This window comes from Streptomyces coffeae, assembly GCF_016741875.1.
Taxonomy (GTDB): Bacteria; Actinomycetota; Actinomycetes; order Streptomycetales; family Streptomycetaceae; genus Streptomyces; species Streptomyces coffeae.
This window is the reverse complement of the sequence record NZ_JAERRF010000029.1, coordinates 1-13,233: the sequence shown is the minus strand read 5'-3', so window position 1 is coordinate 13,233 and position 13,233 is coordinate 1. Positions and strand designations below refer to the sequence as shown.

The 13,233-nt window shown below is 74.4% G+C and carries 1 protein-coding gene; it reads right to left on the bottom strand.

Translation table 11 applies throughout. The features are described from left to right. Positions 1-65: 65 nt before the first annotated feature. A partial coding sequence (locus JK363_RS33410; protein WP_201881086.1) for a type I polyketide synthase occupies positions 66-13,233 on the bottom strand: 13,168 nt, incomplete at its 5' end.

The window sequence follows — 13,233 nt, the reverse complement described above, 5'->3', positions numbered from 1 at the left end:
GGCGTGGGGCGTTGGTGCACGGGCGGACGCGTCCGGCCCGTGCACCAACGGCGGCCAAGGGCACGTCAGTCGAGCCCGAGCTGCTTGTCGATCAGGGCGAACATCTCGTCGTCCGAGGCCGCATCCAGCGCGTCCCGGTCGATCGCGGCGTCGCCGTCCGCGGTGGCGTCCTGGCCCTCGACCTTGCGGAGCAGTTCCCGCAGTTGTCCGGCGACGAGGTCGCGCTCGCCGCCGGCCGGCGGGCGGACCAGTACGGCCGTCTCCATCTGCTGGATGCGTTCCAGGACGGAGCCGTCCTTGGCGGAGCCGGCCGGGTCCATCTGAGTGCGCATCCGACGGGCGAGGGCCGCCGCGTTGGCGTGGTCGAAGATCACCGACGGCGGCAACTTCAGGCCGGTCACCTCGTTGATCCGGTTGCGCAGCTCGACCGCGCTGAGTGAGGTGAAGCCCAGCTCGGTGAACCCGCGCTGCGGGTCGATCTCGCCGAGCCCCGCGTACCCGAGGATCGCGGCCGCCTCGGCCCGCACCAGGTCCACCAGGATCCGGTGCTGCTCCGGCGGCTGCACCGCTGCGAGGCGGGCGACCAGCGCGGAGCGCGAGCCGTCCTGCTCGCCGGCCCCGGTGCCGTCCTCGGCCTCCTGCGCCGGCGCGAGTTCCGCGAGCAGAGGGCTCGACCGGGCCACGCTGAAGACGGCCGTGAAGTGCTCCCAGTCGGTGTCGGTGACCGACAGGAAGGTCTCGTCCCGGTCGATCGCCTGGTGCAGGGCCGAGATGGCGAGGGCGGGTTCCATCGGCCGCAGACCACGCATGCTGAGCTGTTCGCCGATGTCCTCGGTACGGGCCAGGCCGTCGCCGGCCCACATCCCCCAGGCCACCGAGGTGGCCGGCAACCCGGCCGCCCGGCGCCGCTCGGCCAGCGCGTCCAGGTGCGCGTTCGCCGCCGCGTACGCGCCCTGGCCGGCGCCGCCCCAGACACCCGCGTTGGAGGAGAACAGGACGAACGCGTCCAGTTCCTCGCCCGCGAGCAGCTCGTGCAGCGCCTCGGCACCGCCGACCTTCGCGGCCAGCGTCTCCGTCAGATCGTCGGCGGACGCCTCGGCCAGGGGCAGGTAGCGGCCGGGCACACCGGCGGTGTGCACAACGGAACGGATCGTGGAGCCCTCGGCCTTGAGCCCGTCGAGCAGCACGGCAACGGCATCGCGGTCACCGACGTCGCAGGCGGCGATGGTGACGCGGGCGCCCAACTTCTCCAGTTCCGCCCGCAGTTCGGCGGCCCCTGGGGCATCCGGCCCGCGACGGCTGGTCAGCACCAGGTGTTCGGCGCCCTGCCCGGCCAGCCAGCGCGCCACATGCCCGCCGAGGCCGCCCGTACCGCCGGTGACGAGCACGGTTCCGCGCGCCCGCCACTCCCGTACCGCCGCGGACTGCGCCAGCGGCGCGGGCACCAGCCGCCGTACGAACACACCCGAGGACCTGAGCGCCAGTTGGTCCTCCTCGCTGCCGCCCGCCAGCAGGCCGGGCAGCCGCTCGGCCGTCCGGTCCGTCACCGCGGCCGGCAGGTCGACCAGGCCGCCCCACAGGTCGGGCTGTTCCAGGGCGGCCACCAGGCCGAGGCCCCACGCCTGCGCCTGCACCGGGCTCTGTGCACGGTCCGCCGGGCTGACGGACACGGCGCCCTGCGTGGCGCACCACACCCGGGCCCCGAGGCCCGCGTCGTCCACGGCCTGCAGCACCGTCATGGTGCCGAGCACGCCCGCCGTCACCGTGGACGGCCGCCCGGGCACCGGCGCCTCGTCCAGGGCGAGCAGCGACAGCACGCCGGACGCCACGGGCGAGGCCGACTTCAGGCGCGCGGCCCAGGTCTCGCGCTCCGGGTTCGCGGTGTCCAGGAGTACCTGGCGCACCTCGGCCCCGGCGGCTGTCAGCGCGCCGGCGGCGGCCTCCACCCATGGGTGGTCCCGCAGCGTCTGGGGTACCGCGACGATCCAGCTGCCCATCGCCACGGCCGGCCTGTCCTGCGGGGCCGGCCGCCACACGATGCGGTGGCGCCAGGAGTCGACGGTCTGCTCCTCGCGGCGCTGCCGCCGCCAGGCGGACAGTGCGGGCATCAGCGTTTCCAGCGACCCGCGTACGTCGCCGTCGATGCCGGGCTGCAGGGTGGCGGCGAGTTCCTCCAGGTCCTCCCGCTCGACAGCCTCCCAGAACCGACTGTCGACGGCGTCCTGCGTCCCCGTACCGGCCTTCTGCTCCGCGGTGGCACGCTCCAGCCAGTAGCGCTTGCGCTGGAAGGCGTACGTGGGAAGTGCGACCGTGCGGCCACCCGCCAGGAGGCCGGCCCAGTCGACGTCCACGCCCTGGGTGTACACCTCGGCGGCCGAGGTCAGGAACCGGTCCCAGCCGCCCTCGTCCCGCCGCAGCGAGCCGACGGCCGTGCCGGCCCGGTCGGTGTCCTCGATGGTCTCGAGCAGAGCGTTCACCAGAACCGGGCGCGCGCTCGACTCGATGAACACGCTGTAGCCCTGGTCGAGCAGCGACCGCGTGGCGGCCTCGAACTCGACCGGTCGGCGCAGGTTGCGGAACCAGTACTCGGCGTCGAGCTCGGTGGTGTCCTGCCAGTCGCCGGACACCGTGGAGAAGAACGGCACCGCCGACGCCACCGGCCGGATCGGGGCCAGGGCCTGGAGCACCTCGTCGCGGATCCGGTCGACGTGGGCGCAGTGCGAGGCGTACGACACCGGAACCTGCCGGATCCGCACCTGCAACGTGTCAGCGGCGGCGATCAGTTCGGCCAGCGCATCCGCGTCGCCGGACACCACGGTCGACTCCGGCCCGTTCGCCGCCGCCACCGACAGCCGCTCCCCGTACGCCGCGATCAGCTCCTCCGTACGGGCCCGAGAGGCGGCCACCGACGCCATGCCGCCGAGCCCCTGCAGCCTGACCAGGGCCCGCGCCCGCAGCGCGACCACGCGCGCCGCGTCGTCCAGGGACAGCGCGCCCGCCACGGTGGCGGCCGCGATCTCGCCCTGCGAGTGCCCGAGGGCCGCGGCCGGAACCACACCGATCGAGCGCCACGCCTCGGCCAGTGACACCATCACCGCCCACAGCACCGGCTGCACCACGTCCACCTGGTCGAGGAGTCCGGCGGTTTCCTCGCCGCCGGTGAGCACCTGTGTGAGCGACCAGTCCGTGAACGGGGACAGCGCGGCTTCGCACTCGGCGATCCGGGCGGCGAACGCCTCGGACGCCTCGAGCAGGCCCTTGGCCATGCCCACCCACTGCGACCCCTGCCCGGGGAACACCAGCACCGTGCGCACCCCGGCCCGCGCCGTCCCGCGCACCAGGCCCGCGGCAGGCTCCCCGGACGCCAGCGCGGCGAGCCCGCCGTGCAGCGACTCCAGGCCGCCGCCGGCGCAGAGCACGACCGCCCGGTGCTCCAGCGCCGAGCGCGACGCCACCAGGGAGTGGCCGACGTCGAGGGGGTCCGGCTCCGGGTGCCGCGCGAGGAGTTCGGCGAGCCGGGCCGCCTGGCCCCGCAGGGCTGCGGCGCTGCGCCCGGACAGCACCCACGGCACCACACCGCCCACGGGCGCACCGCCGGTGCGCTCCGGCTCGGCGGCCCGGGCCGCGTTGTCCGGAGCCTGCTCCACGATCACGTGTGCGTTGGTGCCGCTGATGCCGAACGAGGAGATACCGACCCGGCGCGGACGCCCGGTCTCGGGCCACTCGCGCGACTCGGTGAGCAGTTCCACCGCTCCCGAGGACCAGTCCACGTGCCCGGAACGCTCCTGGGCATGCAGCGTCTTGGGCAGCACCCTGTGGTGCAGCGCCATCACCATCTTGATCACACCGGCCACGCCGGCCGCCGCCTGCGTATGCGCGATGTTCGACTTCACCGAACCCAGCCACAGCGGCCGGTCCGCCTCGCGGCCCTGCCCGTAGGTGGCGAGGAGCGCCTGCGCCTCGATCGGGTCGCCGAGCGGAGTGCCGGTGCCGTGCGCCTCCACCGCGTCCACGTCCCGTGGCCTGAGCCGGGCAGCCGCCAGGGCTGCCTCGATGACCCGCTCCTGGGAGGGGCCGTTGGGCGCCGTCAGGCCGCTGCTCGCGCCGTCCTGGTTGACGGCCGAACCTCGCACCACCGCGAGGACGTTGTGGCCGTTACGGCGCGCTTCGGAGAGGCGTTCCAGGACCAGGAGGCCGACGCCTTCGGCGAAACCGAAGCCGTCCGCGTCGGCCGAGAACGCCTTGCAGCGGCCGTCGCGGGCAAGACCGCGCTGGCGGCTGAACTCGACCATCTCCTGCGGTCCGGCCATCACGGTGACACCGCCCGCGAGCGCCAGCGTGCTGTCGCCGTTGCGCAGCGACTGGGCGGCCAGGTGCAGGGCGACCAGGGACGAGGAGCACGCCGTGTCGACCGTCACCGCCGGGCCTTCCAAGCCGAAGGTGTAGGCGATGCGGCCGGAGACCACGCTGCCGGTGCTGCCGGTGACCGCGTAACCCTCCAGACCCTCGGGCAGTACACCGCCGGGCAGGTAGTCGGTGCCCATGTAGCCCGCGAACACGCCGACGCGGCTGCCGCGCAGCGACTCGGGCGCCAGCCCTGCCCGCTCGAACGCCTCCCAGGACGCCTCGAGCAGCAGCCGCTGCTGCGGGTCCGTCGCCAGCGCCTCGCGCGGGGAGATGCCGAAGAGTTCGGCGTCGAAGTCGCCCGCGTCGTAGAGGAACGCGCCCTCCTTGACGTAGCTGCGGCCCGCGGCTTGCGGGTCGGGGTCGTAGAGGCCCTCCAGGTCCCAGCCGCGGTCGGCCGGGAGTTCGCCGACCGCGTCCCGTCCCTCGCTGACCAGGCGCCACAGCTCCTCGGGGGAGGCGACGCCGCCGGGAAACCGGCAGGACATGCCGATGATGGCCAGCGGCTCGTCCGGCGCAGCGGCCGTGGCGGGCGCGACGGCGGTGCTCGTACGCGGGCCGCCGCTGAGCCGGGTCGCCAGATGGACGGCGAGGCCGGACGGCGTCGGATAGTCGAAGAGCAGCGAGGCGGGCAGGCGCAGACCGGTGGCGCTGCTCAGTTGGTTGCGCAACTGGACCGCGGTGAGTGAGTCGAAGCCCTGTTCCAAGAACCCGCGGCCCGGGTCGATCGCGTCGACGCTGCTGTGCCCGAGCACCGCGACCGCGGTTTCGCGCACCAGGTCCAGCAGCGCCCGCTCCCGCTGCTCGGCGGAGAGCCCGGCCAGGCGCCGCACCAGGGCTGAGGACCTGCCGTCGGTGCCGCCGCCGGCGGCGGCGCGCCGGGCCGGCACCCGTACCAGGCTGCGCAGCAGTACGGGCACCGCGTCGGCGCCCATGGACATGGCGCGCGAACGCATCACGCCGAGGTCGAGCCGGATCGGGACGAGCAGCGCGCGGCCGGGCACCGAGGTTGCCGCGTCGAAGAGGGCGAGGCCCTGCTCGGTGCTGATCTCGCCGACGCCGCCGCGGCCGAACCCGGTCCGGTTCGCCTCCTCGCTCATGCCGCTCTCCTCGGCCCACAGGCCCCAGGCGAGCGAGACGCCGGGAAGGCCCTCGGCGCGGCGCTGCTGGGCGAGGGCGTCCAGGAAGGCGTTGGCAGCGGCGTAGTTGCCCTGGCCCGGGTTGCCGAAGACGCCGGCCGCGGAGGAGAACAACACGAACTCGGCGAGCGGCAGCTCACGGGTCAGCTCGTGCAGGTGGAGCGCGGCGTCGACCTTGGGCCGCAGCACCGTCTGAAGGTGCTCGGGGGTGAGCGCGGCGAAGGTGGCGTCGTCGAGGACGCCGGCCGCGTGCACGACGGACACCAGCGGGTGCGCCGGGTCGATCGCGCTGAGCAGGCCCTCCAGGGCGTCCCGGTCGGCGGCGTCGCAGGCAGCGATCGTCACCCGGGCACCCAACTCCTCGAGTTCTGCCCTGAGCCCGGCGGCTCCCGGGGCGTCCATGCCGCGGCGGCTGGTCAGCACCAGGTGCCGGGCGCCTCGGACGGTGATCAGGTGTCGGGCAGTCCGACGGCCGAGCAGGCCGGTGCCGCCGGTGATCAGGACGGTGCCGTCGGGGTCCGGTGCGGCCGTGCCCGTACCGGCCGTGTCCTCGGGGAAGGTGCGGGTGAGGCGGGGCACCAGGACGGTGCCGGCGCGCACCGCGGCCTGCGGTTCCTCGGTGGCGAGCACCGCGGGCAGCACGCTCTCCCATGCGGTGTCCTCGTCGACGTCGACGAGCAGCAGCCGGCCGGGGTTCTCGGACTGCGCCGACCGCACCAGCCCCCACAGCGCGGCCTGGTCGAGGTTGGCCACGGGCTCGCCGTCCCCGGTGGCGACGGCGCCGCGGGTGAGGATCACCAGTCGCGGCCCGGTTCCGGAGTCGGCCGCGAGCCAGCTCTGTACGGTTTCCAGGAGTTCACGAGTGCCCTCGTACACCATCTCGGCGAGGTACGCGCACTTGACGGGCGTGCAGGGCAGTACCAGGAACTCCGGTTCGCCGTCGGCACGTTCGTGTGCACGGTCGCCGAGGATCTGCCAGGCGGCCGGTGCGGGCGGCTCGGTGCGGGCCGGGGCCGGCACCCAGTCGACGCCGAGCAGCAGGCCCTGGTCGGTGCCGATGGCGGCCCGCTGCAGGACCTCCTTGGCCACCGGCCGGGTGACCAGTGCCTCGACGGAGGCGACCGGCTGTCCCTCGGTGTCCGCCAGCCATAGGCTCGTGCCTTCGCCGTCGCGCGGCGCCAGCCGTACGCGGGCCGCGACGGCGCCCTCGGCGTGCAGGGCCACTCCGTTCCAGGTGAACGGCAGTTGTACCTCGTCGGTGTCCGATGCGGCGGCCAGGGCGGTGTGCAGGGCCGCATCGAGCAGCGCCGGGTGCAGGCCGAAGGCGTCGGCGCCCTCCGCGTTCGCCTCCGGCAGGGCCACCTCGCCGAACAGTTCGTCGCCGCGCCGCCAGGCGGCGTGCAGGCCCTGGAAGGCGGGCCCGTATCCGTACCCGGACTCGGCAAGCCCGGCGTAGAAGCCCTGGAGGGGCAGGGGGTCGGCGCCGGCCGGGGGCCATGCCGCCAGGTCGAACCCGGCGGTCGGCGTCTCGGCGCTGAGGACACCACTGGCGTGCCGGGTCCACTCCTGGCCGTCGCCGCCCCGGGCGTGAACGCTCACCGTGCGGTGCCCGTCGGCGTCGGCCGCGCCGACCCGGACCTGTACGGTGACGGCGCCGTCCTCGGGCAGCACCAGCGGGGCTTCCAGCATCAGCTCGTCGAGCCGTCCGCAGCCCACTGCGTCGCCGGCTTGGACGGCCAGTTCGACGAAGCCGGTACCGGGCAGCAGGACGGTGCCCGCGACCGCGTGATCGGCCAGCCATGGCTGTGTCCGGGCGGAGATCCGGCCGGTGAGGACGACTCCCTGGTCCTCGGCGAGCACCACCGCGGCACCGAGCAGCGGGTGGCCGACGGCGGCCAGTCCGAGGGCGTCCGGGTCGCCGCCGGCCAGCGGGTCGGCGGCCCAGTAGCGCTTGTGCTGGAAGGCGTAGGTGGGCAGGTCGACGGTCCGGCCTCCCTTGAGCAGCGCGGCCCAGTCGACGTCGACGCCGCGGCTCCATGCCTCGGCGAAGGAGTTCAGCACCCGCCCGAGGCCGCCCTCGTGGCGGCGCAGGGTGCCCTGGGCGTGGACCTCGGCGCCGGTTTCGTCGGCGGTCTCGCTGATGCCGTAGGTGAGGACCGGGTGGGCGCTGGACTCCACGAAGACGTCGAATCCGTCCGCGATCAGCGCCCGTACCACCGGCTCGAAGGAGACCGGGCGGCGGCAGTTCTCGTACCAGTACGCGGCGTCCAGATCGGCGCCGGTCAGGACCTCGCCGGTGACCGTGGAGTACATCGGGACCGAGCCGGCCCGCGGCCGGACGAAGGACAGCAGCTGAAGCAGCCGGTCGTGCAGCGGCTCGACCTGGGAGCAGTGCGAGGCCACCGTCGAGCCGATGACCTTCGCACGGATCCCCTCCGCCTCGAGCTCGGCCACCAGTTCCTCCAGGGCGGCGACCTCACCGGCGACCGTCACCAGACGCGGACCGTTGTTCCCGGCGATCGACAGGACGTCGCCGAAGCGCGCGATCCGGGACTCCACCTCCGTGGCGGACAGCGGGACCGAGGCCACCGCGCCCTTGCCCACCAGTTCGTCGGCGAACAACTGCGAGCGCAGCACCACGATCTGTGCGGCGTCCGCCAGGGTCAGCGCACCGCTGACGGCCGCGGCGGCGATCTCGCCCTGCGAATGCCCCACCACGGCCTGCGGCTTGACGCCCGCCGAGGCCCACACCCCGGCCAGCGACACCATGATCACGAACAGCACCGGTTGCAGCACCTCGATGCGGTCCAGGGACGGCGCGCCGTCACCACCGCGTACCGCGGCCTCGACCGACCAGTCGACGTGTGCCTCGATCTCGGCGGCCACCTCGGCGAACCGGGCCGCGAACACCGGTGAGGAATCGAGGAGTTCGACCCCCATGCCGGCCCACTGCGAGCCCTGCCCCGGGAAGACGAACACTGCGCGGGTCCCGCCGCGGGCCACCCCCTGCACGGCGCCGCCCGCGCCCTCGCCGCCGGCCAGCGCGCGCAGCGCCGCCAGCGAGGCGTCACGGTCGGACGGGTCGACGGGGACCACGGCCCGGTGTCCGAACCGCCCGCGGGTGGTCACCAGGGAGGCGCCGACATCGAGCGGTTCCAGCTCCGGCCGGTCCGCCAGGAAGGCGGCGAGGCGAGCCGCCTGGCCCCGCAGGGCCTCCTGGGTCCCGCCGGAAAGCACCCACGGCACAAGGCCGCTCGAGGGTGCGTCGGCCGCGGGGGCCTCTGCGGAGTCGGCGTCGTCGGCGGGTGCCTGCTCCACGATCACGTGGGCGTTGGTGCCGCTGATGCCGAACGAGGACACACCGGCCCGGCGCGGCCGCCCGGACTCGGGCCAGTCCCGGGTCTCGGTCAGCAGCTCGACCGAGCCCGCGGTCCAGTCGACGTGCGGGGAGCGCTCGTCGGCGTGCAGGGTCTTCGGCAGCACACCGTGGCGCAGCGCCATCACCATCTTGATCACACCGGCGACACCGGCCGCGGCCTGGGTGTGCGCGATGTTCGACTTGATGGAGCCCAGCCATAGCGGCCGGTCCGCGTCCCGGCCCTGCCCGTACGTGGCGAGCAGCGCCTGCGCCTCGATCGGGTCACCGAGCGAGGTACCGGTGCCGTGCGCCTCCACCGCGTCCACCTCGAGCTCAGTCAGCCCGGCGGCGGCGAGGGCGGCACGGATCACCCGCTGCTGGGACGGGCCGTTCGGCGCGGTGAGACCGTTGCTGGCGCCGTCCTGATTGACCGCCGAGCCCCGCACCACCGCGAGCACCCGGTGCCCGTTGCGCCGCGCGTCCGACAGCCGCTCCACCAGCAGCACGCCGACGCCCTCACCCCACCCCGTGCCGTCCGCGTCCGCGGAGAACGCCTTGCAGCGGCCGTCGGGCGCCAGCGCGCGCTGCCGGCTGAACTCGATGAACGCCTTGGGCGAGGAGACCACCATGACGCCGCCGGCGAGCGCGAGCGAGCACTCGCCGCTGCGCAACGACTGGGCGGCCATGTGCAGGGCGACCAGCGAGGAGGAGCATGCCGTGTCCACCGTCACCGCCGGGCCCTCCAGGCCGAAGGTGTAGGCGATCCGGCCGGAGACGACGCTGGAGGCGCTGCCGGTGGCCGCGAAGCCCTCCAGTTCGGCGGGGACGTGCAGGGTGGCGAGATAGTCGGAGCCCATCGCCCCCGCGAACACGCCCACGTCGGTGCCGCGCAGCGATTCCGGCGCCAGGCCGGCCCGCTCGAACGCCTCCCAGGAGGTCTCCAGGAGCAGCCGCTGCTGCGGGTCCATCGCCAGCGCCTCGCGCGGCGGGATGCCGAAGAACTCGGCGTCGAAGTCGCCGGCCGCGTCGAGGAACCCGCCGGCCCGCGTGTAGTTCTTGCCGATGGCGTCCGGGTCCGCGTCGTACATGGCCTGGACGTCCCAGCCGCGGTCGTCGGGCAGCGGCGAGACGGCGTCCTTGCCGTCGCGCAGCAGCTCCCAGAGGTCCTCGGGGGTTTCCACGCCACCGGGGAACCGGCAGGCCATGCCGATGATCGCCAGTGGCTCGTCGGTGTCCGTGGTGCGCACCACGGTGGCGGTCGCACCCTGACGGGTGCCGACGAGCACGGTGCGCAGATGGCGGGCGAGCACCGCGGGGCTCGGGTAGTCGAAGACGAGGGAGGCCGGAAGCCTCAGGCCGGTGACCGCGCCGAGCTGGTTGCGCAGTTCGACGGCGGTCAGCGAGTCGAAGCCGAGGTCGCGGAACGCCTGGTCGGCCTCGATGCCCGCGGACGAGCTGTGGCCGAGCACGGTGGCGGCCCGGGTGCGCACCAGGTCGAGCAGCGCGCGTTCCTGCTCCGGCTCGGACAGTGCGGCCAACTGCCGCACCAAGGCATCGGCGTCGCCGCTGCCGGTGTCGGCGGTACGGCGCACCGGGACCCTGACCAGGCTGCGCAGCAGCGGCGGCAGCGTACCGCCCGCGGCCTGCGCGCGCAGGGCCTGCTGTTCCAGGCGGACCGGTACGAGCAGCGGGTGCCCGGCGGTGAGGGCGGCGTCGAACAGTGCCAGGCCCTGCTCGCGGGAGAGCGGAGCGATGCCGCCGCGGGAGAGCCGGGCGCGGTCGCCGCCGCCGAGCCGGCCGCCCATGCCGTCCTCGGCCCACAGGCCCCAGGCGAGGGAGCTGGCGGGCAGGCCCTGGGCGCGGCGGTGCTGCGCAAAGGCGTCGAGGAAGGTGTTGGCCGCGGCGTAGTTGCCCTGCCCTGCGTTGCCGAAGACGCCGGCCGCCGAGGAGAACAGCACGAACGCGCGCAGTTCGAGGTCGGCCGTGGCTTCGTGGAGGTTGATGACGGCGTCGACCTTGGCGCGGAGTACCGCGTCGAGGCGCTCGGGGGTCAGTGCGGTGAGCATGCCGTCGTCGAGCACGCCCGCGGTGTGCACCACCGCGGTCAGCGGATGGTCGCCCGGGATACCGGCGAGCATCAGGTCCACCGCGTCCCTGTCGGCCACATCGCAGGCCACCACCGACACCGAGGCGCCCGACACCGCCAGTTCCGCGCGCAGTTCGGCCACACCCGGGGCGTCGGCGCCGCGCCGGCCGGCCAGGGCCAGGTGCCGGACGCCGTGCTCGGTCACCAGGTGCCGGGCCAGCGTCCGGCCCAGGGAGCCGGTGCCGCCGGTGATCAGGACGGTGCCCTCGGCGTCCCAGACCGGGGCCTGGGACGGTGCGGCGGCCGTGTCGGCGGCGCGGGTGAGGCGGGGTGCCAGGGTGCGCCCGACGCGCACGGCGACCTGCGGTTCGCCGGTGGCCAGCGCCAGGCGGACGGAGTCCTCCCAGTCGTCGGGGGCGTCGGTGTCCACCAGGACGAACCGGCCTGGGTTCTCGGACTGGGCGGCACGCACCAGACCCCACAGCGGGGCCTGAACCAGGTTCTCCACCGGGTCGTCACCGGCGGCGACGGCCCCGTGCGTGACGACCACCAGTCCCGTTTCGGCGTACTGCTCGGCGGCGAGCCAGGTCTGGATGACGCCGAGCACCTGAGCGGCGCACTCGCGCGCTGCGGCAGCCGTGCCCGCCCCGTCCGCCATGGATACAGCGGTCGGCGGCAGCACCGCCCAGTCGGCACCCAACGTGCTGTCGGGCAACGGGAGTTCGGGGCCGATGACCGTCCAGGAGGCCGCCCGGCCGTCGGTCTCGCCCGGCACCGCGGACCATTCGACCGCGAAGAGCGGCGCGCTCCGGTCGGCCGTCACCGACCGCCGCAGTTGCTCGGCCGACACCGGCCGGGAGGCCAGCGCCTCGACCGAGGCCACCGGGCGCCCGGCACCGTCGGCGACCTCCAGGGAGACCGCGTCCGGGTCGGCCAGCGACAGGTGCACCCGCAGCGCGGTGGCTCCCGACGCGGCGAGGGTCACCCCGTGCCACGCGAACGGCAGCCGGATCACGTCGCCGTCGAGACCGTCGGCGGCGGACACCGCGTGCAGCGCGGCATCGAGCAGTGCCGGGTGCAGCCCGAAGCGGCCCGCCTGCTCCGCCGTCTCCTGGGGCAGCGCCACCTCGGCGTACACGTCGTGGCCGTCCCGCCATACGGCCGTCAGGCCCTGGAACGCGGGCCCGTACCCGTACCCGGCGTCTGCCAACCGCTCGTAGAAACCGTCGAGTTCGATCGCCTGCGCGCCGGCCGGCGGCCAGGCCGTCGCCCGGAGGGGCTCGGTCTCACCGCCGGGTGCGACCAGGCCCTCGGCGTGCCGCACCCAGGTGTCGGGGTCGTCGTCGTCACGCTGCGAGAACACCCCGACCGGACGGCGGCCCGCGGCGTCCGGCGCCCCGACGCGGACCTGCACGGCCACCGGCTCGTCGGGCAGGGCGAGCGGCGCCTCCAGGGTCAGTTCTTCAAGGCGGGCGCAGCCGGCCTCGTCACCCGCGTGCACCGTGAGTTCGACGAAGGCGGTGCCGGCCAGCAGCACCGTGCCCGCCACCGTGTGGTCGGCCAGCCACGGATGCGTACGGGTGGAGAGGCGGCCGGTGAGTGCCACGCCCTGCCCGTCGGCGAGCCGGACGACGGCGCCCAGGAGCGGATGGTCAGCCGCGCCCATGCCGAGGGCGCTCAGGTCACCGCTGGAGCGGCCCGGGTCGTGCAGCCAGTAACTCCGGTGCTGGAAGGCATAGGTGGGCAGGGCTACCGAGGTGCCCGCCGCGAGGACGGAGCCCCAGTCGACGCCGACGCCGTGCACGTACGCCTCGGCAACGCCCGCCGTGAACGACTGAGTCTCGTCCCGGTCCTTGCGGGCCAGCGCGACGGCGGTGCTCTCGCCGGACACCTCGTCGAGGGTGTCCTGTGCCATCGCGGTCAGGGCCCCGGAGGGACCCACCTCCACGAACACATCGGCACCCTCATCCGCCAGCGCCCGCACACCATCGGCGAAACGCACCGCCTCACGAACATGACGCACCCAGTACTCCGCCGAGGACAACTCACCCGGCCCGGCAAGACGCCCGAACACATTCGACACCACCGGGATGCACGGCGGGGCATACGTGATCGAGGCCACGACCTCGCGAAACTCCGCCAGCATCGGCTCCATCAACGGCGAATGGAACGCATGACTGACCACGAGCGGCTTCGAGCGCCGGCCCTCGAGGCAGGTCAGCACCTCCTCCACCGCCTGCCCGGCG